Origin of the sequence: Ensifer sp. Root127 (assembly GCF_001425225.1) — a bacterium.
Lineage (GTDB): Bacteria > Pseudomonadota > Alphaproteobacteria > Rhizobiales > Rhizobiaceae > Ensifer > Ensifer canadensis.
The window spans coordinates 506,034-532,637 of record NZ_LMDX01000001.1 but is presented as its reverse complement, the minus strand read 5'-3'; the positions used below and the strand labels follow the sequence as shown (position 1 = coordinate 532,637).

At 61.8% G+C, this 26,604-nt stretch carries 31 protein-coding genes; 20 read left to right on the top strand and 11 right to left on the bottom strand.

Going from position 1 to position 26,604, the window contains the following annotated elements; genetic code table 11:
* Positions 1-34 precede the first annotated feature (34 nt).
* The 11 genes from ASD03_RS02575 to rnhA all read left to right on the top strand — a co-directional run bounded on the left by ASD03_RS02575 (position 35) and on the right by rnhA (position 7,405).
* Entirely contained in the window at positions 35-991 is a 957-nt protein-coding gene (locus tag ASD03_RS02575) for a heme o synthase (RefSeq protein ID WP_025426173.1), read from the top strand.
* Positions 991-1,131 (top strand): hypothetical protein, encoded by a 141-nt coding sequence (locus ASD03_RS39870; protein ID WP_025426174.1) that lies wholly within the window; start codon positions 991-993, stop codon positions 1,129-1,131. Before ASD03_RS02575 ends, ASD03_RS39870 begins: the two co-directional genes overlap by 1 nt.
* A 12-nt stretch (positions 1,132-1,143) precedes the next feature.
* A complete protein-coding gene (locus ASD03_RS02565; RefSeq protein WP_025426175.1) occupies positions 1,144-1,743 on the top strand; it encodes a cytochrome c oxidase assembly protein in 600 nt (199 codons plus the stop codon).
* Between the two features lie 64 nt (positions 1,744-1,807).
* Entirely contained in the window at positions 1,808-2,686 is an 879-nt protein-coding gene (locus tag ASD03_RS02560; RefSeq protein ID WP_025426176.1) for a cytochrome c oxidase subunit 3, read from the top strand.
* A gap of 99 nt (positions 2,687-2,785) precedes the next feature.
* Complete coding sequence (locus ASD03_RS02555; RefSeq protein WP_057211512.1) at positions 2,786-3,280, top strand: L,D-transpeptidase family protein; 495 nt, start codon at positions 2,786-2,788, stop codon at positions 3,278-3,280.
* Positions 3,277-3,660, top strand: coding sequence for a DUF983 domain-containing protein (locus ASD03_RS02550; protein WP_025426178.1), 384 nt, complete (start codon positions 3,277-3,279; stop codon positions 3,658-3,660). The genes ASD03_RS02555 and ASD03_RS02550 overlap by 4 nt, the downstream gene beginning before the upstream one ends.
* 52 nt (positions 3,661-3,712) lie before the next feature.
* Complete coding sequence (locus tag ASD03_RS02545) at positions 3,713-4,396, top strand: SURF1 family protein (protein WP_239637574.1); 684 nt, start codon at positions 3,713-3,715, stop codon at positions 4,394-4,396.
* A gap of 154 nt (positions 4,397-4,550) precedes the next feature.
* Positions 4,551-4,916 (top strand): DUF1304 domain-containing protein, encoded by a 366-nt coding sequence (locus ASD03_RS02540; RefSeq protein WP_025426180.1) that lies wholly within the window; start codon positions 4,551-4,553, stop codon positions 4,914-4,916.
* Positions 4,917-4,919: 3 nt separating this feature from the next.
* Positions 4,920-5,927 (top strand): 4-hydroxy-3-methylbut-2-enyl diphosphate reductase, encoded by a 1,008-nt coding sequence (ispH, locus tag ASD03_RS02535; RefSeq protein WP_025426181.1) that lies wholly within the window; start codon positions 4,920-4,922, stop codon positions 5,925-5,927.
* Positions 5,928-5,963: 36 nt separating this feature from the next.
* Positions 5,964-6,944, top strand: a complete 981-nt coding sequence (locus ASD03_RS02530; RefSeq protein WP_025426182.1) for a homoserine kinase — start codon at positions 5,964-5,966, stop codon at positions 6,942-6,944.
* A complete protein-coding gene (gene rnhA, locus ASD03_RS02525; RefSeq protein WP_025426183.1) occupies positions 6,941-7,405 on the top strand; it encodes a ribonuclease HI in 465 nt (154 codons plus the stop codon). Before ASD03_RS02530 ends, rnhA begins: the two co-directional genes overlap by 4 nt.
* 46 nt (positions 7,406-7,451) lie before the next feature.
* On the opposite strand, the gene ASD03_RS02520 is transcribed toward rnhA, so the two are convergent.
* Both ASD03_RS02520 and ASD03_RS02515 read right to left on the bottom strand, forming a co-directional pair.
* On the bottom strand, positions 7,452-7,937 hold the full coding sequence (locus ASD03_RS02520) for a peroxiredoxin (RefSeq protein ID WP_025426184.1): 486 nt from the start codon (positions 7,935-7,937) through the stop codon (positions 7,452-7,454).
* A 139-nt stretch (positions 7,938-8,076) separates the two neighbouring features.
* The gene (locus tag ASD03_RS02515) at positions 8,077-8,925 is read right to left on the bottom strand and encodes a protein-disulfide reductase DsbD domain-containing protein (RefSeq protein ID WP_025426185.1); all 849 of its coding nucleotides are present in this window, start codon (positions 8,923-8,925) and stop codon (positions 8,077-8,079) included.
* 169 nt (positions 8,926-9,094) lie between these two features.
* Here ASD03_RS02515 and ASD03_RS02510 point away from each other — a divergent pair, with 169 nt between their 5' ends.
* Complete coding sequence (locus ASD03_RS02510; protein ID WP_025426186.1) at positions 9,095-9,700, top strand: YqgE/AlgH family protein; 606 nt, start codon at positions 9,095-9,097, stop codon at positions 9,698-9,700.
* 119 nt (positions 9,701-9,819) lie between these two features.
* Here ASD03_RS02510 and ASD03_RS02505 read toward each other — a convergent pair whose 3' ends face one another.
* The 4 genes from ASD03_RS02505 to thrC all read right to left on the bottom strand — a co-directional run bounded on the left by ASD03_RS02505 (position 9,820) and on the right by thrC (position 16,248).
* A complete protein-coding gene (locus tag ASD03_RS02505; protein WP_057212457.1) occupies positions 9,820-12,726 on the bottom strand; it encodes an EAL domain-containing protein in 2,907 nt (968 codons plus the stop codon).
* Positions 12,726-13,337, bottom strand: coding sequence for a GNAT family protein (locus ASD03_RS02500; protein WP_025426188.1), 612 nt, complete (start codon positions 13,335-13,337; stop codon positions 12,726-12,728). Before ASD03_RS02500 ends, ASD03_RS02505 begins: the two co-directional genes overlap by 1 nt.
* A 192-nt stretch (positions 13,338-13,529) precedes the next feature.
* Entirely contained in the window at positions 13,530-14,831 is a 1,302-nt protein-coding gene (locus tag ASD03_RS02495) for a pitrilysin family protein (RefSeq protein WP_025426189.1), read from the bottom strand.
* Between the two features lie 16 nt (positions 14,832-14,847).
* On the bottom strand, positions 14,848-16,248 hold the full coding sequence (thrC, locus tag ASD03_RS02490; protein ID WP_025426190.1) for a threonine synthase: 1,401 nt from the start codon (positions 16,246-16,248) through the stop codon (positions 14,848-14,850).
* 280 nt (positions 16,249-16,528) lie between these two features.
* Here thrC and ASD03_RS02485 point away from each other — a divergent pair, with 280 nt between their 5' ends.
* On the top strand, positions 16,529-17,077 hold the full coding sequence (locus tag ASD03_RS02485) for a hypothetical protein (protein WP_025426191.1): 549 nt from the start codon (positions 16,529-16,531) through the stop codon (positions 17,075-17,077).
* Positions 17,078-17,254: 177 nt separating this feature from the next.
* Here ASD03_RS02485 and ASD03_RS02480 read toward each other — a convergent pair whose 3' ends face one another.
* Positions 17,255-18,361, bottom strand: a complete 1,107-nt coding sequence (locus ASD03_RS02480) for an ABC transporter substrate-binding protein (protein WP_025426192.1) — start codon at positions 18,359-18,361, stop codon at positions 17,255-17,257.
* Positions 18,362-18,587: 226 nt separating this feature from the next.
* On the bottom strand, positions 18,588-19,283 hold the full coding sequence (locus ASD03_RS02475; RefSeq protein ID WP_025426193.1) for an HAD family hydrolase: 696 nt from the start codon (positions 19,281-19,283) through the stop codon (positions 18,588-18,590).
* Between the two features lie 179 nt (positions 19,284-19,462).
* On the opposite strand from ASD03_RS02475, the gene ASD03_RS02470 reads away from it, so the two are divergent.
* The 3 genes from ASD03_RS02470 (at position 19,463) to ASD03_RS02460 (ending at position 21,338) form a co-directional block, all read left to right on the top strand.
* On the top strand, positions 19,463-20,131 hold the full coding sequence (locus ASD03_RS02470) for a GntR family transcriptional regulator (RefSeq protein WP_057211508.1): 669 nt from the start codon (positions 19,463-19,465) through the stop codon (positions 20,129-20,131).
* 221 nt (positions 20,132-20,352) lie between these two features.
* Positions 20,353-20,946, top strand: a complete 594-nt coding sequence (locus tag ASD03_RS02465; protein WP_025426195.1) for a biotin transporter BioY — start codon at positions 20,353-20,355, stop codon at positions 20,944-20,946.
* Positions 20,943-21,338: a DUF1284 domain-containing protein gene (locus tag ASD03_RS02460; protein ID WP_025426196.1), complete on the top strand. Its 396-nt coding sequence runs from the start codon at positions 20,943-20,945 to the stop codon at positions 21,336-21,338. The genes ASD03_RS02465 and ASD03_RS02460 overlap by 4 nt, the downstream gene beginning before the upstream one ends.
* On the opposite strand, the gene ASD03_RS02455 is transcribed toward ASD03_RS02460, so the two are convergent.
* Complete coding sequence (locus ASD03_RS02455) at positions 21,318-21,998, bottom strand: winged helix-turn-helix domain-containing protein (protein WP_025426197.1); 681 nt, start codon at positions 21,996-21,998, stop codon at positions 21,318-21,320. The two genes, ASD03_RS02460 and ASD03_RS02455, sit on opposite strands and share 21 nt — an antisense overlap.
* Positions 21,999-22,078: 80 nt before the next feature.
* Between ASD03_RS02455 and ASD03_RS02450 the strand changes: the two genes are divergently transcribed.
* From ASD03_RS02450 to ASD03_RS02440, 3 genes are all read left to right on the top strand, one after another.
* The gene (locus ASD03_RS02450; RefSeq protein ID WP_025426198.1) at positions 22,079-22,399 is read left to right on the top strand and encodes an NIPSNAP family protein; all 321 of its coding nucleotides are present in this window, start codon (positions 22,079-22,081) and stop codon (positions 22,397-22,399) included.
* A gap of 4 nt (positions 22,400-22,403) precedes the next feature.
* Positions 22,404-22,751, top strand: a complete 348-nt coding sequence (locus ASD03_RS02445; protein WP_025426199.1) for an antibiotic biosynthesis monooxygenase — start codon at positions 22,404-22,406, stop codon at positions 22,749-22,751.
* A 138-nt stretch (positions 22,752-22,889) separates the two neighbouring features.
* Positions 22,890-24,020 carry a site-specific DNA-methyltransferase gene (locus ASD03_RS02440; RefSeq protein WP_025426200.1) on the top strand — a complete coding sequence of 377 codons (1,131 nt, stop codon included), beginning with the start codon at positions 22,890-22,892 and terminating at the stop codon, positions 24,018-24,020.
* A gap of 159 nt (positions 24,021-24,179) precedes the next feature.
* On the opposite strand, the gene ASD03_RS02435 is transcribed toward ASD03_RS02440, so the two are convergent.
* Both ASD03_RS02435 and mutY read right to left on the bottom strand, forming a co-directional pair.
* Positions 24,180-24,797, bottom strand: coding sequence for an HAD family phosphatase (locus tag ASD03_RS02435; RefSeq protein WP_038575950.1), 618 nt, complete (start codon positions 24,795-24,797; stop codon positions 24,180-24,182).
* Between the two features lie 45 nt (positions 24,798-24,842).
* Positions 24,843-25,934 carry an A/G-specific adenine glycosylase gene (mutY, locus tag ASD03_RS02430; RefSeq protein WP_025426201.1) on the bottom strand — a complete coding sequence of 364 codons (1,092 nt, stop codon included), beginning with the start codon at positions 25,932-25,934 and terminating at the stop codon, positions 24,843-24,845.
* 93 nt (positions 25,935-26,027) lie between these two features.
* On the opposite strand from mutY, the gene ASD03_RS02425 reads away from it, so the two are divergent.
* A complete protein-coding gene (locus tag ASD03_RS02425) occupies positions 26,028-26,534 on the top strand; it encodes a DUF721 domain-containing protein (protein ID WP_025426202.1) in 507 nt (168 codons plus the stop codon).
* The last annotated feature ends 70 nt before the right edge of the window (positions 26,535-26,604 follow it).

Genomic DNA, 26,604 nt, shown 5'->3' with positions numbered 1-26,604 from the left:
GCCCGTATGGGCAAAAGACGATCAAGGACGAGACATGACGGTCATCGACAATCACGAAGCAGTTGGCAGGGGTGGTGCACCGCGCCTGTCCGAGGCCTCTGCACGCGATTATTTCGAGCTTCTGAAACCCCGCGTCATGTCGCTCGTTGTGTTCACTGCGCTTGCAGGCCTCGTGCTTGCACCCGGACATATCAATCCCTTCATTGGTTTCATCGCCATCCTGTGCATCGCTGTTGGCGCCGGCGCCTCAGGCGCGCTCAATATGTGGTATGACGCCGACATCGACGCGGTCATGACCCGCACGGCCAAGCGCCCGATCCCTGCAGGCAAGATCCTGCCCGAGGAAGCCCTCGCCTTCGGCCTGACGCTCTCCGCCTTTTCCGTGATCATCCTCGGGCTCGCCGTCAATTGGCTCGCAGCCGGGTTGCTCGCCTTCACCATCTTCTTCTACGCCGTCATCTATACGATGTGGCTCAAGCGCTCGACGCCGCAGAACATCGTCATCGGCGGTGCTGCCGGTGCCTTCCCGCCGATGATCGGCTGGGCGTGCGTGACCGGCGGCGTATCGGTGGAAAGCATCGTCCTGTTCCTCATCACCTTCCTGTGGACGCCAGCGCATTTCTGGGCGCTGGCGCTGTTCAAGATGGGCGACTACGGCGCCGTCGGCGTGCCGATGCTGCCCAACGTCTGCGGCCAGGCAACCACCAAGAAGCAGATCGTCATCTATGCAGTCCTGACGGCCCTGATCGGCATCTGTCCCACCTTGCTCGGTTTTGCGAGCATCGGGTATGGCGCGGTTGCAGCGGCACTAGGCCTGGGCTTCGTTTGGTATTCGATCGGCGTGCTGCGCATGCCTGAGGCGGATGAGCGCATGCTGCCCGCCAAGAAGCTTTTCGCCTTCTCGATCATGTATCTGTTCGTGATCTTCTCCGCCCTGATGGCGGATCACCTGATCGTCAATATCTGGCTGAATGCCGGGAGTGTTGCCTGATGGAAACCGTCAAGCTGAACGAAGCCCAGAAGAAGTCCCGCCGCGGCCGCAACATTGCGCTCGGTATCGTGCTGGCTGGCCTGGTCGTCCTCTTTTACGTCGTCACGCTGATCAAGTTCGGCAACGGCATGGTCAACTGAGGGAAGCGCGATATGACGACCTCTCAGGACCCTCAGCAGAAGCAGCGCTCCAACGGCGCTATCGTCGGTACTTGCATTGCCTTCGTCGTCGGCATGACCGGCATGGCCTATGCGGCCGTGCCGCTCTATGACATGTTCTGCCGCGTCACCGGCTATAACGGCACGACGCAGCGCGTCGAGCAGGCATCGGATGTCATTCTCGACGAAAAGGTCAAGGTGACCTTCGACGCCAATACCTCCGGCGGCCTGCCGTGGGAGTTCAGGCCGGTTCAACGCGACATCGATGTGCGGATCGGCGAGACGGTACAGGTGATGTACCGCGCCAAGAACCTTTCGTCGAAGCCGACGACCGGGCAGGCGACGTTCAACGTCACGCCGATGCAGGCCGGTGCCTATTTCAACAAGGTTCAATGCTTCTGCTTTACCGAGACAACACTGCAGCCGGGAGAGGAGATGGAGATGCCGGTGGTATTCTTCGTCGATCCGGACATGGTCAAGGCGGTAGAGACCAAGGACATCAAGACACTGACACTTTCCTACACCTTCTACCCACGCGAGCCGTCGAAGCCGGTCGCACAGGTGAAGACGGGCGAAACTGAGAACAAACTTTGACTGGAGGCCCGTTTCGGCTATGCCGAAAGGGCGACAAGAGAAAGACCTATCGGGGATTACTGACATGGCCGATGCACATCAGAAGAATCACGACTACCACATCATCGACCCGAGCCCCTGGCCGTTGCTTGCCTCGATCGGCGCATTCGTCATGGCGTTCGGCGGTGTCGGCTACATGCGCTATCTCTCGGGCGGCTCCTTCAAGCTGTTCGGCGCTGACCTTGCCAATCCGTGGGTCTTCTTCATCGGCCTCACAGTCGTTCTCTACACCATGTACGGCTGGTGGTCGGACACGGTGAAGGAAGCGCACGAGGGTCACCACACCCGCGTCGTCTCGCTGCACCTGCGCTACGGCATGATCATGTTCATCGCTTCGGAAGTGATGTTCTTCGTCGCCTGGTTCTGGGCCTACTTCGACGCCAGCCTGTTCCCGGGCGAAGCCATTCAGGCAACCCGCGCCGCCTTCACCGGTGGTGTCTGGCCGCCGAAGGGCATCGAGGTTCTCGACCCCTGGCATCTGCCGCTCTACAACACCGTCATCCTGCTGCTTTCCGGCACGACGGTCACCTGGGCGCACCACGCACTGCTCCACAACGACCGCAAGGGCCTCGTCTACGGCCTGTCGCTGACGGTCGTGCTCGGCGTGCTGTTTTCCTACGTCCAGGCCTACGAATACGCTCACGCTCCGTTCGCCTTCAAGGACTCGATCTACGGCGCGACCTTCTTCATGGCGACCGGCTTCCACGGCTTCCACGTTCTCGTTGGTACGATCTTCCTGCTCGTCTGCCTGCTGCGCGCGCTGCGTGGCGACTTCACGCCGAAGCAGCACTTCGGCTTCGAAGCGGCGGCCTGGTACTGGCACTTCGTTGACGTCGTCTGGCTGTTCCTCTTCTTCTCCATCTACATCTGGGGTGGTTGGGGCGCGCCGGTCGCTCACATGTAAGAAGATTTGAGCGCAAGCTCTTCTCGATAAGGCGGCTGCGACCATGCAGCCGCCTTATTTTTTGTTTGCATTACGGCGGAATCGATGGGGCGAGCCGACATGAATATTCGCGTGGCTGCGGTGACGACGGCCTGGCTTCTGGCAGGATGCTTTTCAGCCTCTGCCGGCGATCCGGCCGACCGCGTGGTGGTGCACAAGGAGAAGCGCATCCTGCAGCTCTACCGGGGTGGAGAGATGCTGCGCCAGTATTCGGTCGCTCTTGGCGGCAATCCCATCGGTCACAAGGAACGCGAAGGTGACCGGCGAACGCCGGAAGGCCTCTATGTCCTCGATTGGCGCAACGACAAGAGCGGCTATCACCTGTCGATGCACGTCTCCTATCCGAGACCCGAGGATATCAAGGCAGCGGCAGCTAAGGGCGTCGACCCCGGTGGCATGATCATGATCCACGGCCAGCGCAATTATTTCGGCTGGCTGGCGTTTATGACGCAGATGTTCGATTGGACGGACGGCTGCATTGCGGTTACGAATGCCGAAATGGATGAAATCTGGGACCTGGTTCCCAACAACACCCCGATCGAGATCAATCCGTGAGTGACGACAAAGCCCTCTATCCGCCGGTCGACCCGGTCATGGCAGGTATCAAAGGCCATTGCCCGCGATGCGGCCAGGGAAAGCTGTTCGATGGGTTCCTGACGGTAAAGCCCGCCTGCGCCAGCTGCGATCTCGACTATCGTTTCGCCGATTCCGGCGATGGTCCTGTCGTCTTCGTCATCCTGATTGTCGGCTTCATCGTCGTCGGTGCGGCACTGTGGATGGAGGTAAACCTCAATCCACCGCTCTGGCTGCATTTCCTGCTCTGGATACCGCTGGCGATCGTGCTCAGCCTCGGCCTGACGCGCATGCTGAAGGGCATCCTTATCAACCTGCAGTATCGCAACAACGCGCGGCCCGGCGAGATCGACCGTGGCTGAGATCGAGACCAGGAAGAAGGGCAGCCTTGTTGCGCGCCTCGGCGCATTCGCCGTGCTCGCTATCGTCTTCGCCATCCTCATTTCGCTCGGCACCTGGCAGATGCAGCGGCTGCACTGGAAAGAGGGCCTGCTTCAAGCGATCGCTGAACGGCGGTCGGCGCCGCCGGTGACGCTTGCCGAGGTCGAAAAGATTTCAGCCGAAGGCGGCGATATCGATTATCGCACCGTCAATGTTTCCGGCACCTTCGACCACAGCAAGGAGCGGCACTTCTTCGCGACCTACAACGGTCGCACCGGCTACTATGTCTTTACGCCGCTGAATATCGAGGACGGCCGTGCCTTGTTCGTCAACCGCGGTTTCGTTCCCTTCGAACTGAAGGATTCGTCGACCCGTCTCGCGGGCGAGCTTCCGGCGTCCGTGGCCATCCATGGCCTCGCAAGGCCGAAGCTCGCCGAAAAGCCGTCGTCGCTGGTCCCGGACAATGACCTCGCCAAGAATATCTTTTACTGGAAGGACCTCGACACGATGGCATCTTCGGTCGGGCTTCCCGCCGAGAAGGTCGTACCGTTCTTCGTCGACGCCGATGCTACGCCCAATCCGGGTGGGCTTCCGATCGGCGGCGTTACCCAGTTCGACCTGCCGAACAGCCATCTGCAATACGCGCTGACCTGGTACGGTCTTGCCGGAGCCCTGGTCGTCGTCAGCGGCGTTTTTCTGATGCGGCGCAAGCCATAGGCGGGCCTCTACAGCGCCGCGCGTCTTATTATCGCAAAGGTCGCTGTAGCACTTTGATTTGCTGCATGTTTTTATCCTTAAATCGAATAGGACTTAAGGAAACAGGCTGTAGCGCCGTGCTATCCCTGACCGACGCAGTTGGGGGACATGTGGAATGGGTTTGATATCGACGATCCTGATCGCGCTGACGGCGCTGTTGCATCTCGGTTTTCTCGTGCTGGAGATGTTTCTGTGGACGAGGCCTGAGGGACGTTCGGTGTTCCGCATGACGGTGGAGCAGGCGGAAGCGACCCGGGTGCTCGCCGCCAACCAGGGGCTTTACAACGGCTTTCTCGCGGCTGGTCTTTTCTGGTCTCTTCTGCAGCCGGAGGCGTCATTTGCCTTCGAGTTGAAGGTGTTCTTCCTTGTGTGCGTGATCGTTGCCGCTATATATGGCGCGTGGTCCGTCAAGCCGCGCATCCTGTTGATCCAGGGCGGCCCGGCGATTGCAGCCCTTGTTTTCGTTCTACTGGCATCCTGATCCATGGCATCATCCGCGGCAAAATCCCCGATCACCATTCGCCTTTGCGGGCCGCGCGGTTTCTGCGCCGGCGTCGACCGGGCGATCCAGATCGTCGTCCTGGCGCTGAAGGAATTCGGCGCGCCGGTCTATGTTCGCCACGAGATCGTGCATAATCGTTATGTGGTCGAAGGGCTGGAAGCCAAGGGTGCCATTTTCGTCGAGGAACTCGACGAGATCCCGCCGGAGCATCGCAAGCAGCCGGTGGTGTTTTCCGCCCATGGCGTGCCGAAATCGGTGCCTGCGGATGCCGATACACGCAATCTCTTCTATCTCGACGCCACATGTCCGCTGGTCTCTAAGGTGCACAAGCAGGCGATGCGCCACAACCGGCTGGGCCGCCACGTGGTGCTGATCGGCCATGCCGGTCACCCCGAAGTCATCGGCACCATGGGGCAACTGCCGGAAGGCGCGGTATCGCTCGTCGAGACGATCGAGGATGCGGACGTCTATATGCCGCCGGATCCGGAAAATCTCGGTTTTGTTACCCAGACCACACTCTCCGTCGACGACACTGCCGGGGTCATCAAGCGGCTGCATGAGCGCTTCCCCAATCTGACTGCGCCGGCTGCGGACTCGATCTGCTATGCCACCACCAACCGCCAGGAAGCGGTCAAGCAGGCGGCACCCGGCTGCGATCTGTTCCTGGTTGTCGGTGCGCCGAACTCGTCGAACTCCAAGCGCCTGGTCGAAGTGGCGCTGAAAGCCGGCGCGAAAAAGTCCGTTCTCGTGCAGCGGGCAGCGGAAATCGACTGGGATTCGATCGGCGAAATCTCGACCGTCGGCCTGTCTGCCGGCGCATCGGCGCCTGAGGTCATCGTCAACGAGATCATCGAGGCGTTCCGCGAGCGCTACGACGCCGTCGTTGAACTTGCCGACACCGTCGAGGAAAATGAGAACTTCCTCGTCAACCGCGAGATCCGGCACGTGCCGCTGACCGCCGCCGACATGGCCTTCGTCAACGGCGAATAACCCGCATATCTTGCCCGCATTTGAAAGTGAACGACCGTGGCAGTTTACACCGATATCACGGAAGACGACCTGAGCGCCTTTCTCGAGGCCTATGACGTCGGCCAGCTGACGTCCTACAAGGGCATCGCCGAGGGGGTCGAAAACTCCAACTTCCTGCTGCACACGACAAAGGGCGCCTATATCCTCACGCTCTACGAGAAGCGGGTGAACGCAGGTGACCTGCCGTTCTTCCTGGGGCTGATGCATCATCTGGCCGATCGCGGGCTTTCCTGTCCGCTGCCCCTGCCGCGCTCCGACGGCGAACTGCTGGGCGAATTGTCCGGCCGTCCGGCCGCCATGATTTCGTTCCTCGAAGGCATGTGGCTTCGCAAGCCGGAGGCCAAGCATTGCCGCGAGGTCGGCAGGGCGTTGGCTGAGATGCATGTCGCTAGCCAGGGCTTCGACCTGAGGCGCACCAATGCGCTTTCGGTCGGCGGTTGGCGGCCGCTATGGGTCAATTCCGAGGCGCGCGCCGACGAGGTGCAGACCGGCCTTAAGGACGAGATTTCCGCCGAGCTTGCGCATCTCGAGAGCCATTGGCCGAAATCGCTGCCGGATGGTGTCATCCATGCCGATCTGTTCCCCGACAATGTCTTCTTCCTCGGCGACCAGCTTTCCGGCCTGATCGACTTCTATTTCGCCTGCAACGATTATCTCGCCTACGATGTGGCGGTCTGCCTCAACTCGTGGTGCTTCGAAAAGAACGGCTCCTACAATATCACCAAGGGCATGGCGCTGCTTTCGGGTTATGAGAGCGTGCGCAAGCTGACGGCGGATGAGGTCGAAGCCCTGCCGCTGCTCTGCCGCGGTTCGGCACTGCGCTTCTTCCTGACGCGCCTCTACGACTGGCTGATGACGCCGGCCGGCGCCTTGGTGGTGAAGAAGGATCCGCTCGAATATTTGACGAAGATCCGGTTCCACCGGGCGATCGTTTCCAGCGCCGAATACGGCCTCCGGATCGAAGAGACCTCTGCATGAAACACGTTGATATTTTTACGGACGGCGCCTGCTCGGGCAACCCCGGGCCGGGCGGCTGGGGCGCGGTGCTGCGCTACGGCGAGGTGGAAAAGGATATGTGCGGGGGCGAGGCGGAAACGACCAACAACCGCATGGAGCTTCTGGCGGCGATCTCGGCGCTGGATGCGCTGAAGAACGCCTGCGAGGTCGACCTGCATACCGACAGCAAATATGTGATGGACGGCATCTCCAAGTGGATCCACGGCTGGAAGAAAAACGGCTGGAAGACCGCGGACAAGAAGCCGGTGAAGAACGGCGAACTCTGGCAGGCGCTGGACGAGGCCAACCGCCGCCATAAAGTCACCTGGCACTGGGTTAAGGGCCATGCCGGCCATCCGGAAAACGAGCGCGCCGACGAACTCGCCCGCAAGGGCATGGAGCCCTACAAGAAGGGGCGCCGTCCGGATCCTCTCGCAAAATGAAAAACGGGCCGCATGGCCCGTTTTTCATTCGCAGTGACGTCTAAGCCTAGAGCTGCTCCAGCATCGCGGCGGCGCCCGATACGGTCGCCTGGCCCGGGCTTTCCTCAAGATTGAGCGTCTTCACCACGCCGTCTTCGACAAGCATCGAATAACGCTTGGAGCGGACGCCGAGCGTGCCGGCGGACAGATCGATATCCATGCCGAGTGCCTTGGTGAACGCGGCATTCCAGTCCGAGAGAAAGTGGATCTTGCCCATGCCGCCCGACGATGTCGCCCAGGCACCCATGACATGCAGGTCGTTGACGGCAACCACGGCGATATCATCGATACCGCGCGACAGGATCGCGTCACGGTTTTCGAGATAGCCGGGCAGATGGTTGAGCGAGCAGGTGGGGGTAAAGGCGCCCGGCACGGCAAAGAGCACGACGCGCTTGCCCTTGAAAAGCTGTTCGGTCGTCACTTCCACCGGACCATCGGCGGTCTTTTCCTTGAAGGTAGCAGCGGGCAGCTTGTCTCCGACGGCAATGGTCACGGCATTCTCCTTGCGTTGCGCGCATGGCCAGACCGGCGTTCCGGCAGGGCGTTGTCGCGGCTTGAGTTGTGCGTCCGGGTGTCTCCGGCGATTGTTTTTGGACCCAACCGCCTGAAACCGGCAAGACTATAGAGGCGCATCAATCAAAGGCAAGGGTCGTTTCCATGCTGCGCCCGCCGGCGCGCACGGTGAGGATGACCGGCTTTCCCTTCAGCGTCTTATCCTTGCCGGAGAGCCGAACGGGGATCTCGGCCTTTAGCTCCGCACCTTCCGCCTGAGTGATTGCCGGCTTGCCGAAGGAGACGCCTGAGGCGCCGGCAAGAAACAGTTCGCGGTGCTCCTTGCCGGTGTCCGGCGGTAGCTTCAACGAGAGGCGCACCGCTGCCTTGTGCTCGTCATAAACGGCGGTTGTCACCTTGAAATCCTCGGAGGGCGGTTCCGGCAGGGCGGCGACTGCACCGTCGATGCGGGCGGCATCGAGCGGGTTGTCGAAGTCGTCATGCTTGAGCGTCAGATTCAGTTCGCCCTGCACCGGGATGCAGATGTCCTCGCAGATCCCGAGGAACACCGAGGCGCGGATCTTCACGTCTCCCTTGCCGTGCAGGCGCTTCAGCGTCAAGGGGAAGGCGACTGACTTGTCGTAGCCGACATAGCGCACCACCCCGTCGTCGAAGGTCTTGGGCACGGGAAAGCCGATCTTTTCAAGAACGACTCCTTCGGCCGGATCAAGCGTGATCTGCGGGGGAATGCCGCTAGCGCCGGGCTCGCGCCAATAGGTCTTCCAGCCGGGGTTCAGCTTGACCTCGAGCGTCGCCGGGATCGTGCCATCCTTTTGCAATGGCGCGGCAACAATGCGGATCATGCCGCCGGTTGATGTCATCCATTCGCTGGTCGCCGCCTGGGCGCTGGCAGGCAGAAAAAATGCGAGGAGAAGGCTTGCCGTGCCGATGCGCTGGACCATGTTCTGATATGTGGGACGTTTGATCATGGCCAAAGCAATATCGCTTTTGCCGGCAACGCTCCAGACGCCCCTTTGGGCGCGGAGATCATAAATGTTTGATCAAGCAGAACAGGGTAAACGCGGTACGTGCATTATTTGGCGGTCGCGACGTTGAAGCGCTTTTCATTTCGCGACGAATTGGTAGGCTGTCCGCATTATGGCGATACCCATGGCACAGAAGAAACGGGAACGCGGTTTCCTTGACGGTCAGTTCCTGATCGCCATGCCTGGGATGTTTGACACGAATTTTGCCCGCACCGTCATCTTCATCTGCGCCCATTCGGACGACGGCGCCATGGGCTTCATCCTCAACCGGCCGCAGCAGCTGACCTTCCCCGATGTGCTGATGCACCTCGAAATCCTCGACGAGGACGAGGCAATCCGTCTGCCGGCGATGACCCGCGATTTCCAGATTCAGGCGGGCGGCCCGGTCGAGACCGGGCGTGGTTTCGTGCTGCACTCTGACGATTATTTAAGCGATTCCAGCATTCCGGTCAGCGACGATATCTGCCTGACCGCCACGCTCGACATCGTCCGTGCGATCTCGCGCGGGGAGGGGCCGCACCGGGCGACGATGATGCTGGGTTATGCCGGCTGGGGTCCCGGCCAGCTTGAGGCGGAGATCACCCAGAACGGCTGGCTGACCTGCCCGGCGCGCGAAGAGCTGATCTTCGACAAGGCGCTCGGCGACAAATACGATCGCGCTCTGGCATTGATGGGCGTCAGCCCGGCGATGCTGTCGATCGAGGCCGGCCACGCCTGATACCCGGCGCCGAAGATCCGGCCATGAACTGTAATCCAGATTGCCTCAATCAGATTCGTCCATGAGACATCCGAGGCTGCGTGTATCCGCAGCCTTGCAGTGGCGCACCCTTGTGGAGCTTAAGCCCGTTTCATCAGCGGAAATCGCTCTTTCAACAGCCGCAGGATCGACTCCGAACCGATCGGCGGGCCGAACAGGAAGCTCTGGCCGTAGTCGCAGCCCATCTGTGAAAGCTGGATAGCGTCTTCCTCGGACTCGATGCCTTCGGCCACAACCTGCATGTCGAGTTCGCGTGCCATGGTGATCACCGAGCGCAGCAGAATGCCGCGCTTATCGCTCGGGTCTCGCACCAGCGCCTTGTCGATCTTGATCGTATCGAAGGGGAAGCGGGTGAGATAGGAGAGCGACGAGTGGCCCGTGCCGAAGTCGTCGAGCGCCAGCTTCAAGCCGGCTTCCTTCAGCTTCTCAAGCACCAACCGCGCCTGCTCCGGATTCTCCATGACAAGAGATTCGGTCAGCTCCATCTTCACCTTGGCCGGGTCGCAACGGTTCTTGTTCAGCACGGCACGAACGTCGTCATAGAGCTCGTTGTTGAGCAGCTGCGCGCTGGAGAGATTGATCGACACGAAGATCGGCAGATCGCCGGTCTGGATCTGCCATTCCGTGAGGTCGCTGGTCGCCTTGTCGAATGCGAACATGCCGAGCTGGTTGATCAGGTCGGAATTCTCGGCGATCGGGATGAACTCGGTCGGCGAGACATTGCCGCGCTTGGGGTGATCCCAGCGCATCAGCGCCTCGAAACCGGCAATCTCGGCGTCGCTGAGCCGCACGATCGGTTGGTAGACCAGCGACAGTTCCTTGCGCTCGATCGCTCGCTTGAGATCGGCTTCGAGCTGCATGCGATCCGAGCCGGAGGTTCTAAAGGCTGGACGGAAAGGCTCGACGCGGTTGCCGCCTTCCTTCTTGGCGCGGAACATCGCAAGCTCCGCGTCGTCGATCAGGCCGGCAGCGCTCTGCTCCTGGTCGAGCCAGGAGACGAGGCCGATGGACGCGGTGAGGTTGATTTCGCGGTTGCCATAGTTGAGCGGCACCATGATCGCCTTGCTGACCGCGTCGGCGAAATCGGCGACCTTGGCCGGGTCGCGCTCCGACATCAGGATCAGCCCGAACTGGTCGCCGCCGAGGCGCGCGAGCGTGTCTTGCGGGCGCAGCAGCCGGCGCAGCCGGCGCGTCAGTGCGATCAGGATGTTGTCACCGGCGGCAATGCCGAGCAGGTCGTTGACCTGCTTGTAGCGATCGATATCAATCGCCAGAACGGTCGGGCGTGCGGTCGTGGTGTCGGCCATCAGCAGGATGGCCTGCAGGCGGTCGAGGAAGACCTGACGATTGGGAAGGCCGGTCAGATTGTCATGCAGCGCGTTGTGCAGCAGACGTTCGACCGAGTTGCGCTGCTCGGTGATGTCGATGATCGTGCCGACGCAGCGGATGATCTCGCCATTGGCGCCAAGCACCGGGCGGGCGCGGATCGACAGCCAGTGATAATGGCCATCCTCTGCACGTACACGGAATTCGTGGTTGAGCTTGCCGCGGCGGTGTTCGAGCAGGACGTCGAGCGTGGCACGGAAGCGATCGCGGTCATCGGGGTGCAGGCGCGGCAACCAGTTGCGCAAGGGGCCGTGCATCGAGCCCATGGAGAGACCGAGCTGCAGGGAGATATCGGGAATGCTGACGACGCGGTCACGCGCCACATCCCAGTCCCAGACCGTATCGCCGGAACCCGTCAGCGCCAGCGACTGGCGCTCAAGATCGGAGAACAGGCCCTGCTGGTAGGCGCCGCCGGCAAAGGCGTGCTGCATGACGGTGAAGCCGATCAAGAGCACGATCAGGACGAGGCCGCCGCCAAGTGCTGGCTGGACGATGTCGTTTGCCAGCTGGCCGGTGACGGTCAGCCACGCGCCGAACAGCCAGACCAGAATGAGCAGCCAGGCGGGGACCAGCAGGATGGCGCGGTCGTAACGGTTGAAGCCGAGATAGGCGATCAGCACGATCCCGACCGTTGCCGTCAGTGCGAATGAGAGGCGGGCGATACCCGATGCGATTGCCGGATCATAGACCGCAACGCCGAAGAGCAGGCCAAGGCCGAGGATCCAGGCGAGTGTCGCATAACCCAGATGCTGGTGCCAGCGATTGAGGTTGAGATAGGTGAAGAGAAAGATCACCAGGCCTGCCGCGAGGAACACCTCGGTTCCCGCTCGCCATATTCGCTCGTCGCCGGCCGTGACGCTGATGAGCTTGGACAAGAAGCCGAAATCGACGCAGATATAGGCAAGCACCGCCCAGGCGAGTGCTGCCGTTGCCGGCAGCATCGAGGTTCCCTTGACCACGAACAGGATCGTCAGGAACACCGCGAGCAGGCCGGCGATGCCGAGAACGATGCCGCGATAGAGCGTGAAGGCGTTGACCGTGTCCTTGTAGGCGTCCGGTTGCCAGAGGTAGATCTGCGGCAGCTCAGGCGTCGCCAGCTCTGCGACGAAGGTGATGACCGCGCCTGGGTTGAGCGTGATCTGGAAGACGTCCGAATCGTCGCTCGGCAGCCGTTCGAGCGCAAAGCCCTCGCTCGGCGTGATCGACAGCATGCGTTGCGACCCGAGGTCGGGCCAGAAGAGCTTGGAATTCACCAGGCGAAAATGCGGCGCGACGATCACGCGGTCGAGCTGTTCGCCCGAAACGTTGGCGAGCGCGAAAACCGCCCAGTCGCCCTGGTGGTTCTCGGTGCTGGAACGCACTTCGATGCGCCGGACGATACCGTCAGCGCCTGGCGCCGTCGAAACCTGGAAGGCTTCGCTGCGGCCGCTATAGATCTCGGTCGTCGCGGTCAGGTCGAGTGCGGTGTCTTCGCGTGAAATCTTGACCGGCTCAAGAGCATGGGCAATGCCGCTAAAGGCGCAGAACAGCGTCGTGAGAGCGATCAGAAACGCTGCCAGCTTCGAGGCTGACCATGCGAAGGGCGAGCGGGTTAGAGGCATCAAAGGGGCAATTTCCTGTTCGGTACGGCATCATCGGACAGGAGAGAGAAAAGCACATGGTCACGCCATTGCCCGTTAATCCTCAAGTACTGTCTTAAGTAGCCTTCACGCTCAAAACCGGCCTTTTCAAGGAGCCGGATGCTTCTTGAGTTCTCCGGAATACAGGCTGCTTCAATACGGTGCAACTCAAGGCTCGAAAAGATGTAGGGAATCGCAAGCTTGAGGGCGGCAAACATGTGGCCGTGGCCGGCATGACGCTCGCCCATCCAGTAGCCGATCATGCAGTTTTGCCCGGCACCGCGACGGATGTGGCCGATGGTGATCCCGCCGAGCAGGGTCTCCGCGGGCTTGTGGAAAAGAAAAAGCGGTACGGCCTGGCCGGATGCGAATTCCTGCTCATTGCGGATGACGCGGCCGCGAAAGGCGCTTTCCGTCATTTCGTCGGCGCGCCAGGTCGGTTCCCACGGTTCCAGAAAGCCGCGGCTCTCGCTTCGAAGGTGGTACCATTGGCGATAATCGGCGTAACGGGGGAGGCGGAGCAGGTAATCCTGGTTGGCGATCTCGATCGTCTCGGGCTGTCGCGACAGGAACCGAAAAACCGATCGTGTCATATGTGCCTCCGAGGCCTTCCAGTTGAACGCGCGGAAGATCCTTAACCGCCCGGCGCACGGCGCCCTTTGCGCTGTCGCAAATCCGAGCGTTGCACAACTTTGCGCACAAATCGAATCCGATTTTACGAAAAGTCGCAAACACTTCGCCGGCCGGGCGCCATGGCAGTCCCGGCCGAGATCCGGTGGTCCGGATCAGCTTGCGACGGCGTGCGCGACGGTGGTTTTTCCTGTCAGTGACGACAGGATGTCGTTCATCGGCGCCAGCTGTTCGAGTGGTCCGATCGCCGACAGCGTCGGGGCGGTGTCGAAGAACAGGCGACCTGCCAGATCGGTCAGACGCTCGATGGTAATGCCAGACAGGCGCTCCATCAGTTCGTCGTTCGGGATCGGGCGGCCATAAAGCATCATCTGGCGGGCGATCTGGCCAGCGCGTGCGGCCGGGCTTTCCTGGCCCATCAGCAGCTGGGCGCGGATCTGGGCGCGGGCGCGCTCGATTTCCTGCTGTTCGATGTTCATCGACGACTTGCGCAGTTCGTCGACAATCACGGGCATCAGCTCCGGCAGGTTCTCGCCGCCGGTTGCCGCATGCACGCCGAAGATGCCGGTATCGGAGAAGCCCCAATGGAAGGCATAGACCGAGTAACAGAGGCCACGATGCTCGCGCACTTCTTGGAATAGGCGCGAAGACATGCCGCCACCGAGGATGTTGGCGAGGATCTGCGAACAGTAGAAGTCGCGGGCGTGATAGGCCTTGCCTTCGAACCCGAGCAGGATCTGCGCGTCCATCAGGTCGCGGGTCTCGCGGCTTTCGCCGCCAGTATAGATCGCGGTTTCGAGAACCGGCGTTGCCAGCGGCGTGCGCGGCAGCGTCGAGAAGCGCTCCTCGACCTGGCGCACGAAAGCCTCGTGCTCGACGGCGCCGGCCGCGACGACGAACATCCGGTCGGTGGTGTAGTTGCGGCCGAGATATTGGCGGATCTGGTTGGCGGAGAACGACATCACCGTCTCCGGCGTGCCGAGGATCGGGCGTCCGACCGTCTGGTTGCGATAGGCAGTTTCGGCGAAACGATCGAAGACGACATCGTCGGGCGTGTCGTCGGCAGCGCCGATCTCCTGCAGGATCACCTGTTTTTCACGGCGCAGCTCTTCCTCGTCGAAGCTCGATTCGGTGAGGATGTCGGCAAGGATGTCGACGGCCAGCGGCACGTGATCCTTGAGGACGCGTGCGTAATAGGATGTCGTTTCGGTCGAGGTCGCGGCGTTGACTTCGCCGCCGACATTCTCGATTTCCTCGGCGATCTGGCGGGCGGTGCGCCGGCCGGTGCCTTTGAAAGCCATGTGCTCAAGCAGATGAGCGATGCCGTGTTCGCCCACGGTTTCGTTGCGTGAGCCCGATTTGATCCACACGCCGAGCGCCACGCTTTCAAGGTGCGGCATCTGCTCGGTTACCACCGTCAACCCGGAAGGGAGCCGGGTGCACTCAACTTTCATCATACGTTTCTTCTCGTTCTTACCCCTGGAGACGGGTGCGCTCGCCGATAAAGGTCTCGACGCTCTTCAAATCCGCATCCAGGATATCGAAACGCTCCTCCCTGTTCATCAGGTCAGCAAGCCACGTCGGAAGCGCCGGGTCAATACCACTTGCCGATTTTACGGCGTCGGGGAATTTCGCGGGATGGGCGGTTGCAAGCGTCACCATTGGGGCCGACGCCTTCTCGTGCTTGGCCGCCACGAAGACGCCGATGGCGCTGTGCGGGTCGAGCAGGTAGCCGGTTTTCTCCAAGGTCTTGGCAATGGTCCTGGCGACGTCCTTTTCGGAGGCGCGCCCGGCCTGGAACTCCTTGCGGATCGCCTTCAGCGCCTTTTCGCGGATGGCAAAGGAGCCTGATTGCTTGAGGCTGTCCATCGCGGATCGGACTTCGGCCGGATCGCGATCGTTGGCTTCGAACAGAAGCCGTTCGAAATTGGACGAGATCTGGATGTCCATCGACGGAGACGTGGTCGCCTTGACCCCGCGCATTTCGTAGCGGCCGGTCTTCAGCGTGCGGGCGAGAATGTCGTTTTCATTGGTGGCGACAACAAGCTTGTCGATCGGCAGGCCCATGCGCTTGGCGACGTAGCCGGCGAAGATATCGCCGAAATTGCCTGTTGGCACAGTGAAGGAAATCTTGCGGTCCGGGCCGCCGAGCGCGATCGCCGTCGTGAAGTAATAGACGATCTGGGCCATGATCCGCGCCCAGTTGATCGAGTTGACGCCCGAAAGCTTGACGCGATCGCGGAAGACCGCGTCGTTGAACATGCCTTTGACCAGGTTCTGGCAATCGTCGAAATTGCCTTTCACGGCGATGGCGTGGACGTTGCCGGCCTTCGATGTCGTCATCTGGCGCTGCTGAACGGCAGAGACCTTGCCATGCGGGAAGAGGATAAAGATGTCAGTACGTTCGCGACCGGCAAAGGCGTCGATGGCAGCACCTCCGGTATCGCCCGAAGTCGCGCCGACGATGGTCGCCCGTTCACCGCGCTCGGCGAGCACATAGTCCATCAGGCGGGCCAGCAGCTGCATCGCCACGTCCTTGAACGCAAGCGTCGAGCCGTGGAACAGCTCAATGACGAAGGCATTGGGGCCGGTCTGGACGAGAGGCGCGATGGCGGGATGACGGAAGGTCGCGTAAGCCTCGTCGATCATCTCGCGAAACTTCGCTGAGGGGATCTCACCGTGGATGAAGGGCTCGAGCACGGCAAAGGCGATATCCTGATAGGACTTGCCGCGCAGCGCCCGGATTTCTTTCTTCGACAGCGTCGGCCATTCCCTGGGAAGGTAGAGACCGCCGTCGCGCGCAAGGCCCGCAAGCAGCGCATCGCAGAAGCCGAGAGGGGCGGCCTCGCCGCGCGTCGAGATATACTTCACCATCCTAGTCCTTCGTCTTGCCTTCGGATCGCGGCGACCCTATGCGAACCGGCCGCAGCGCGTCTGTCTTATTGCGTCAGTCCTTGACAAAGTCCCCACGCATTCTTGTCACCAATGCAAATTTCCGGCCCGAGCGTCGTTTCGGAAAATTCCGATCGAGATGGCTGACCCGATCGATTTTTCAATTCGCCGCTGCTATAGACGATGCCCGAAGGCCATGAAAGGCCTTCCGGCCGAGATTTCGGTCAAGGAGTTTCAACCGGTTCAGTAGAGGTTGTTCAACGTGTTTGGCAAAGTATCCCGGCCTGTCCTCGCAATATCCTTTCTCGCGATCCTCGCCGGCTGTAACAAGACGCAATCCGGCGGAGCGATCGATGCGGGCGGCAGTGCCGCAGCAGCTACGCCGGCCGTTGTCCAGGCTGCATGCCCGCAGGTGGTTTTGAGAGAAGGCACCTCGTCGTTCCGCACCTACGCCAAGGGCGGCAAGGACGATCCGACCAAGGTCATCTATCAGGCGTCGCTCGCCGATACGACGCGGCAATGCGTGCAGAGCGAAACCGCGCTCACGGTGACCGTCGTGGTTCAGGGTCGGGTCGTCAGCGGTCCCGCAGGCGGTCCCGGCAAGATCACAATGCCGATCCGCGTCGCAGCGGTCGACGAAGACAAGACGCTCTATTCCGAGCTGACGCAGCATGTCGTTGAGATCCCGGCAAACGGCTCGACGCAGTTCGTCTTCACCAAGACGGACGTCGCGCTCCCGGCCGGCGCAGGCTCCAACGCCAAGGTCTTCGTCGGCTTCGACGAAGGTCCGCCGGCAAAGCGCAAGAAGTAAGCGGCTCTGCCGCATGTTTCCTTAAATCCTATTCGATTTAAGGATAAAAACATGCAGCAATTCAAAGTGCTACGCAACTTTTGCGCGTCTAATTAAGATGCGCGGCGCTGTAGCAGCTGCCTGAAACGAAAAACGCCGGGGCAAGCCCCGGCGTTTTCATTTGGTGACTGTACCGGATTACTCGGCAGCGACGCTCTTGCCGCCTTCCCACTTGTAGAGCGAGAAAGCCTGCGAGGTGAGGTCGCCAGCTTCGCCGTAGGTGAGCTTGCCGAGCACGGTGTCGATCGCTTCGCCGGACTTGATCGCGGTCGCAACGGCGGTCGCATCCTCGGCGGAGCCGGCCTTTTCGATGCCGGCCTTCAGGACCTGCACTGCCGCATAGGCGTTAAGGGTGAAGGCTTCGGCCGGAATGTTCTTCGCCTTCAGTGCCTCGACGGCCGGAGCCGACGCCGGGTTGCGGGTCGCGTCGCTTGCGTTGGTGTAGATCGTGCCGGTCGCAGCGTCGCCGCCGATCGCCCAGAACTCGGTGTTCGACAGGCCGTCGCCGCCGAAGATCTGCGCTGTCACACCCTGGTCGCGCATCTGGCGTGCGAGCAGGCCGCCTTCCGGATGATAGCCGCCGAAGTAGACGACATCGACCTTTTCCGCCTTCAGACGGGTGACGATGGCGCTGAAGTCCTTGTCGCCCGGGTTGAGGCCTTCGTAGACGACTTCGGTGATACCGCCTGCGTTGATCCCCTTCTTGAAGCCGTCGGCGAGGCCCTTGCCGTAGGGAGCCTTGTCGTGCAGGACGGCGACGCGCTTGTCCTTAAGGTTCTTGACCACATAGGCAGCGGCAACCTCAGCCTGCTGGTCGTCGCGACCGCAGGTGCGCAGCACGTTCCACAGACCGCGGGTGGTCAGATCGGGCGTGGTCGCCGTCGGCGTTATCATCAGGATGCCGTTTTCGGCGAGAACGTCGGACGCCGCCATCGAGGTGCCTGAAAGCACCGGACCGACGACGAAGTGGATGCCTTCACCAGCAGCCTGGTTTGCTACCGATACGGCCTGCTTCGGGTCGCCGGCATCGTCCATCATCTTCAGCACGATCTTTTCGCCGTTGATGCCGCCGGCTTTGTTGATCTCCTCCGCGGCAGCTTCCGCGCCGTTCTTGACCTGCTCGCCATAGGCCGCGACCGGGCCGGTGAGCGGCGTGATGACGCCAACGGTGATATCGGCAAAGGCGAACGGCCCGAAGGCAACGCTGGCCGCCAGGGTCAGGCCCGTCAACATTGAAAGACGCATGATGTTTCCTCCTAGAAATACCCCTGAGGGGCTTGGCTGATATGGCCCTCGTGCGCGGTGCGAAAACCGGGGAGATCTTCGGAGGGACAGCCATGGCACATCAATGTGACATCCTGTCCCTCGGCGCCTAATCGGACGCCCGCCGTGATGGCCGAGAGCTTTTTCCCGCCCCGGTGAACATCCGGAGCGAAAGGGTCTGTAGCGGCTAGCGCCCGGCTTTGCCGGATCAGGCCGTCATCGACTCCGACCACTCGGATAGAGCGGCGATCACGCCCGGCAGCGCCGACATGCGGGAAATCACCGTTTCGGCGCCGGCATCGGTCAGCTGGTCGGCATGCGAGGGATGGGTGTGCGAGCCGCCGGTAAAGCCGACGACGCGCATGCCCGCTGCGCGCGCTCCATGGATGCCGTGAACGGAGTCCTCGATGACCAGGATGCGGGAAGGGGCGACGCCCATCTGCTTGGCGCCGTGCAGGAAGATGTCCGGCTTCGGCTTGACGCGGTCCGCTCCAAGGTCGCGGGCGGAATAGATATGGCGGCCGAAATGATCCTTGATCCCGACCTTGCCGAGCATCATCGCGAGCCGCGCCGAGGTCGAGTTGGAGCAGATGCAGTGCGGCAGCGTCAGCTGCGCCAGCATCGGCTTGACGCCTTCGATGATCTTGAGATCGCGCGCGAGGCGTTCGTCGAGGATCGTGTCGACCTTGCTGATGAGCGAGGCCGAAAGCGGGATGCTCGCTTCCTTTTCGATCTGCAGCAGCGTGTTCTGCCAGGTCATGCCGGCAAAGCGCTCTGCCATCTCCTCGGTGCTGATCGGATAGCCTGCTTCGGTCAAAAGGGCCGCCTCGACTTCCGAGGCGATGATTTCCGAATCGACGAGAACGCCGTCGCAATCGAAGATGATGAGGTCGATACCGTTCATTTAGGTCAGTTTCCCTGGGAGAAGGAGGCGCCACAGGCAGGGGGAGATCGCTTTCGCGGCGCGTGCTTTTGTACGCCGAAGGTTTATACGATGGCGGCCGAAATCTCAACCTTTGGAAATCGTCGAAAGGCCGCAGTCGCTTGCTCGACAGGTCCTGCCGGCACCTCTATCTGTAGCCGATGAACAAGCAACGGGACGATACGATCGCAAGCCGCATCAGCCGGGTACTGGCCGAGAGGATCATCTCGGGTGTGCTGACGCCGGGCGAGCGCCTGCGCCAGGATCACATCGCCGAGGAATTCGGCGCCAGCCACGTGCCGGTGCGCGAAGCGTTCCGGCTTTTGGAGGCGCAGGGGCTTGCCGTCAGCGAGCCACGTCGCGGCGTTCGTGTTGCGGCGTTCGACCTCAAGGAAGTCCGCGAGGTCGCCGAAATGCGGGCGGTTCTCGAGGTGCTGGCGCTGCGCCATGCGATCCCACATCTGACCGCTGCCATCCTCGATCGTGCCGAGGCGGCAACGGTCGCCGCGGACACGTCGCGCGACGTCCGTTCCTGGGAGGCTGCCAACCGCGCTTTCCATCGGCTGATCCTGGAGCCCTGCGGCATGCCGCGACTGCTCGCCTCGATCGACGACCTGCATGCCGCCAGCGCCCGCTTTCTGTTTTCGGCCTGGAGGAGCAGCTGGGAAGCGCGCACCGACCATGACCACCGCGCGATCCTTGCCGCCTTGCGGGAAGGGCGGGGCGACGAGGCAGCCAAAATCCTCGCGCGCCATGTCGGCTGGATTGGCAAGACGCCGGTCAAGACAGCTGCCGGCGAGACGCGAGAGGCGTTTTCCATCGTCGGATAGGTCTTTGAGCGCAACCGTTACGCTTGGGTCGCCGCCATGGGCGCAAAATTATAGATAATTTATTTGCCTTGTTTTTCAGTCTGTTGATGGAATCGACGTGCGATTTTGCGCGCCGTTGTCGGTCTCGGATTGACTGGTACGTCAGTCGGGGCTAGTGCGGCCATCTTATAGATAGAATAAAAAATTATCTATAATCGTGAATGCAACCCACGGAGACCCAGATGTCCAATCTCGCTTCCGCCCACGCGCCCCTCTTCGATCCGCTCCGCCTCGACGGTAAAGCCTGGCCGGTCAAGGCGCTGTTCGTGCTTCTCGGCACCGGCTTTCTCGCGCTCTCCTCGCAGATCAGCGTGCCGATGGTCCCGGTGCCGGTGACCATGCAGACCTTTGCCATCACGATGATCGGCGTCATCTATGGTTGGCGGCTTGGCGTTGCCACCGTCCTTACCTGGCTGACTGAGGCCATGCTCGGGCTTCCGGTTCTTGCCAATGGCGCCGGCGGTCTTGCCCATTTCGCAGGGCCGACGGCCGGTTATCTCGCCGCCTTTCCTTTGGTCGCTGGTATCGCCGGCTGGCTGGCACAGCGCGGCTGGACCGGCGATCGCGTTGTCCTGAGCTTCTCCGCCCATTTCGCCGCCAACATGCTGTGCCTTGCAGTTGGCGCCGCCTGGCTTGCGACGTTGATCGGTTTCGAACAGGCAATCGCACTCGGTGCTGCGCCCTTCGTGCTCGGCGCGGTGCTGAAGTCGGCACTTGCGGCGGCCGTGCTGAAAGCCGTCCAGCGCTATGTGCAGAAGCCGACGGACCTGCTTTGACGGTCCGGCTGCGCGGGCACCATCTGCTGTGCCTGCTGACCTTCGTGGGCGAGGGCTACACGCCCACGTTCACGCGCAACTATGTCAGGATCGCCGAACGCCTGTCGTCAGGTGAAAGCGTCACGGTTGTCGACGGCCCGGACGATATTTGCGTGCCGATGTTGTGTGACGCCGGTGCCCATTGCCGGGAAGACAGCATTGCACGGCGAGACAGTCTTGCACTCGCGGCCATCGCGAACATCCTCGACAGATCAGTCGCCGACGGAAAGGCCGCGGCGGTCTGTGTCGAATGCGAATGGGCCGGCCTCTGTAGCCGCGTTGCCGATAGCGGTTTTAGGGATGTTCTGGTGCGAGCAGGCACGGACCCGTGTTCACTGCGGGAAGAGGTCTGAAAAGGCCCTTTCGCCGCTATCGGTGAAGCGGATGGCGCGGCTGTTGTTCTCGCGTTTTGCCCAGCCCTTGTCGATGAACAGCGTCAGCAGCGCCTCGCCCAGCGAGCCTGCCAGATGCGAGCGTCTCTCGCTCCAGTCGAGGCAAGTTCGGCAGATTGGCCGGCGGGATTTCTTCAGCGATGCGTAGCTTATGCCGAGCGCCTCGATGCGGATCTGGCCCGTATCGGTCAAGGCGAGATCGTCGCCGGCGACCTCGATCTGTTTCGCCGCGATCAGGCTGTCGAGCATGCGCACGCCGTAGTCACCGGCTAGGTGGTTGTAGCAGACACGGGCCTTGCGCAGGGCCGGATCCCTGGGCCCGGGGCGATGCCGGTTCATGCCGCGGCTGGCGGCAAATCCCATGAGGTTCTCTAGCATCAGCCCGACCTCGTCTTCGGCCAGCTGGTAGTAGCGGTGACGGCCCTGTTTACGCTGGGTCAGCAGGCCCCCGGCCTCGAGCTTGGAAAGATGGGAACTCGCCGTCTGCAGCGTGATGCCGGCATGGGCCGCAAGCTCTGTCGGCGTCAGTGCGCGCCCGGCCATCAGCGCGGTCAGCATGTTGGCGCGGGCAGGGTCGCCGATCAGCGAGCCGATGAGTGCGATGTCTGGACCTTCCTTCATACTTCGATGGTAATCGAAGCATCAAAGGCCGGCAAGCGGGCATAGTGGGTTCATCGAAAGACAAACACGAGGAACTCAAGATGATCACCTGCTTCATCCGCTACGAAATCGACCCCTTCAAGAAGGAGGAATTCGCCGCCTATTCCCGCAACTGGGGTGAGGCGATCCCGCGCTGCGGCGCCGACCTGATCGGCTATTTCGGGCCGCACGAAGGTTCGGCGACAACCGCCTATGGCGTCTACAATATCGACAGCCTTGCTGCCTATGAGGCCTATCGCGCCCGGCTTGCCGCCGACCCTCTGGGCAGCGAGAACTACGCATTCGCGCGCAAAGAGCGTTTTATTCTGAAGGAGGATCGCATCTTCCTGAAAAACGTTTCGTCACCGGCTGGAAGGGACTGAGCTCATGATCACCGTTATCTTTGAAGTACTGCCGGCCGAGGGTCGTCGCGATACCTATCTCGGCATCGCCGCCGACCTGCGCCCGCTGCTGGACGGCATCGACGGGTTCATCTCGATCGAGCGCTTTCAAAGCCTTGCCGATCCGAACAAGGTCCTGTCGCTTTCGTTCTGGCGCGATGAGGCCGCCGTTAAGGAATGGCGCAACGGCGCCGAGCACCGCGCCGCCCAGGAGGCCGGCCGTCACGGCGTCTTTGCCGACTACCGTCTGCGCATCGCGTCAGTCGTTCGCGACTATGGCATGAACGAGCGGCATCAGGCGCCGGTCGACAGCCGCGCCTTCCACGAGGCTTGAGGGCCATCGGCATGCCAAGCGGTTGGCTATGCATCGCAATTACAAAATTTTTCCTGATGACCTTCAGGCTTTGGTAACCATCTTCGGTAACCATACGCTCCATAGTCCGTCCCGAGTAAGCGTATTTGCGAGTTGTCCATGTCATCAGTTGTTTCGCTTGCCGAAGTCTCCCGTTCCACCCGTCCGCTGGGCTGGCTCGATTCCATCATCAAGGGTGACTGCGTGGCAGCGCTCAATGCGCTTCCCGACAATTCGGTGGATGTCGTTTTCGCCGATCCGCCCTACAACCTGCAGCTTGGCGGCATGCTGACCCGCCCCGACCAGTCGGTCGTCGACGCCGTCGATGACGAGTGGGACCAGTTTGCTTCCTTCGAAGCCTATGACGCCTTCACCCGCGCCTGGCTGCTTGCCTGCCGTCGCGTGCTGAAGCCGACCGGAACGCTTTGGGTCATCGGCTCCTACCACAACATCTTCCGCGTCGGCGCCATCCTCCAGGACCTGCATTTCTGGATCCTCAACGACATCATCTGGCGCAAGACCAACCCGATGCCGAACTTCAAGGGCCGCCGGTTCCAGAACGCCCATGAAACGCTGATCTGGGCGACGCCGAACGCCAGCGCCAAGGGCTACACCTTCAACTACGATGCAATGAAGGCGGCCAATGACGACGTGCAGATGCGCTCCGATTGGCTGTTTCCGATCTGCTCGGGTCACGAGCGCCTCAAGGGCGACGATGGCAAGAAGGTGCACCCGACCCAGAAGCCGGAAGCGCTGCTTGCCCGCATCATGATGGCATCGACCAAGCCCGGCGACGTCATCCTCGATCCGTTCTTCGGCTCCGGCACCACCGGCGCCGTTGCCAAGCGCCTCGGCCGTCACTTCGTCGGTATCGAGCGCGAACAGGATTACATCGACGCGGCATCGGCGCGCATCGACGCCGTCGAGCCGCTCGGCAAGGCCATGCTTTCTGTGATGACCGGCAAGAAGGCCGAGCCGCGCGTGGCATTCAATACGCTGATCGAAAGCGGATTGATCAAGCCCGGCACCGTCCTGACCGACGCCAGGCGGCGTCATAGTGCCATCGTGCGCGCCGACGGCACGCTTGCCTCCGGTGGCGAGGCCGGCTCCATTCATCGCCTGGGCGCCAAGGTCCAGGGTCTGGATGCCTGCAATGGATGGACATTCTGGCACTTCGAAGATGGGAACATCCTGAAGCCCATCGACGAACTCAGAACCGTCATTCGAAATGACCTGGCAAAACTGAACTGATCAACCAGTTCCGCCAGGTCCTTCGAAAAGCCCTCTGCCCGGTTTTTGTACCTTCAGTCCCGGAAGGAGAGCTTTAAACGCCCGGAATCCGCAAGGTTTCCGGGCGTTTGTATGTTTCCCTCAACCTCGGGGACTTCCAGCTATTGGCGCGCTGCCATGTCAGCGCTGGATGCCATAGGCCGCGAGATCGGCCTTCAGCTTCTCCGGGTCGGTGAAATGCACCGCGTACCAGCCGGCGAGGCGCGCGCCCTCGACATTGGGCATGCTGTCGTCGATGAACAGTGTCGCTGGCGGATCGAGGTCGAAGTTGCGGGCATGAGTCTCGTAGATCGCCACATCCGGCTTGATCAGGCCGACATCGCCCGACACGGTGACGCCGCGCGGCAGGGTGAGGAACGGATAGAGCTGCAGCGCCTCGCGGAACGTATCGGAGGCGAAGTTGGTCAGCATCGTCACGTCGCGCCCCTCGGCGATCAGGTTCTCCATCAGGGAAACCGTTTCGACATAGGCGTGCGGGACCATCTCCTGCCAGTGCTTGCGGAAGGCGCGGATATGCTCTTCCCGTTCAGGGTGATCCTTGATCAGCAGAGCCTCGGCTTCTTCCCAGGAGCGGCCGCGGTCCTGCTCGATGTTCCAGTCGTGGGAGCAGACATTGGCGAAGAACCACTGCCGCTCGGCCTCGTCGGGAATGATGCGGCTGAAAGGCAGATTCGGGTCGTAGTGGATCAGCACCCTGCCGATGTCGAAGACGATGTGGCGGATTTCGATGCTGCTCATGAACCTGTTCCTCTTTACGAACTTTTACAGCGCCGCGCGTCTACGCTAGACGCGCTCGGCCTTGAAGGCATCTGGTATCGCCTGGGCGATCGCCTTCTTCATAACCGTCGGCAACGCCTGGGTTTTCAGCGAAGCGACCGGCTCCCACCAGCCGTCGTTTCCGGTCTCGGCGCGCGCGACATTGGCCCGGTAGACCGACAGGCGCAACTCGAAATGCGTAAACACATGGGTGATCGTGCCGCAGTCTTCCCAGGCCGCCGCAAAGGGCTGGGCCTCGACTGAAGTCTCGCCGTCTTGCCGCGCCGTCCACGCCGTGCCGGGCACTTCGGTCATGCCACCGAGTAGGCCGGTTTCGCTGCGCTTGCGCAGATAGACCGTGTCGCGGGCATCGATCGCCACGAAGGCGGCGCCGAGCCTCAGCGGCTTGTCCTTCTTCTTTGCCTTGCGCGGAAAAGTCTCGGGGTCGGAGACGGAAAGCGCCAGACAGTGTGGCCGGAAGGGACAGAGCGAACAGGCGGGGCGCTTCGGCGTGCAGATCGTCGCGCCGAGATCCATCATCGCCTGGGCGAAATCGCCGGGCCGGTCGGTGGGCGTCAAGGCCGCGACTTGGCTACGCATTTCCGGCTTGGCCGCCGGCAGCGGCGTTTCGATGGCATAGAGCCGCGAGATCACCCGCTCGACATTGCCGTCAAGTACGGCGCTCTGGCGGTTGAAGGCGATGGCGGCGACGGCGGCGGCCGTATAGTCGCCGATGCCGGGCAGGGCCTTCAGCCCTTCTTCCGTGTCCGGGAAACGGCCGCCATGATCGCGGGCGACGGCCTCGGCGCATTTCTTCAGGTTGCGCGCCCGTGCGTAGTAGCCGAGGCCGGCCCAGGCCTTCATCACGTCTTCATTGTCGGCGGCGGCGAGATTTTCGACCGCCGGCCACAAGGTCAGGAACTTCTCGAAATAGGCCTTCACCGCCTGCACGGTCGTCTGCTGCAGCATGACCTCCGACATCCAGATATGGTATGGGTTCGCGACCACGCCTTGCCGCGCCATCGACGGCGAGACCCGCCACGGAAGCTCGCGGTGGTGCCGGTCGTACCATTCAAGAAGAAGCGGAGCGGCCTTCGCCGCCGTGATCGTATTTGCCATGATTTGCCGGAAGTTCCTTTTCCGGCCTATACTTGGAGAAGGCGAGCCGGCGCATCAAGGCTCAATCGACATTGCATACAGAAAGTCGCGTTCGTGAGTGAACAGAAGTCCCGCAGGGGTGTGGTCCAGATCAGCGAGGTCGCCAACGGCCTGATCGATCCGGTGCTCGCCAAGCGCGCCGGCATCAACACCATGCTGCTCGGCTCCTGGGACGAGATCGCCGGCGCGGACTTTGCCGACTGCACCCGGCCGGAAAAGATCGCCTGGCCGCGACGCGCCTCGGAGATTGCCGGCGAGGGCGGCCATCAGCCCGGCGTGCTCACCGTTGCCTGCGAGGGCGCGCGTGCGCTTTTCCTCACCCATGCACAGGGCGAGCTGATCCAGCGTATCAACGGCTTCTTCGGCTTTTATGCCATCGGCCAGCTGCGGATCGTGCAAAAGCCGGTATCGCCGCCGCCAAAACGCAATCGCAAGCCAAGCCCGCTTTCCGGCGAACCGGCCCGCAAACTCGAAACCATGGTCGAGGGTATCGAGAGCGAAGAGCTGAAGGCGGCGCTGCGACGGCTCGGGACCGCAGTCATGTCTCCACGCCGGCGTTAGGCCAGCACCATCAGGCGGTCACAATTCTTTGAATTCTGTTGAAACGCTGCCCCTTGCCGCCCCGCGCGCG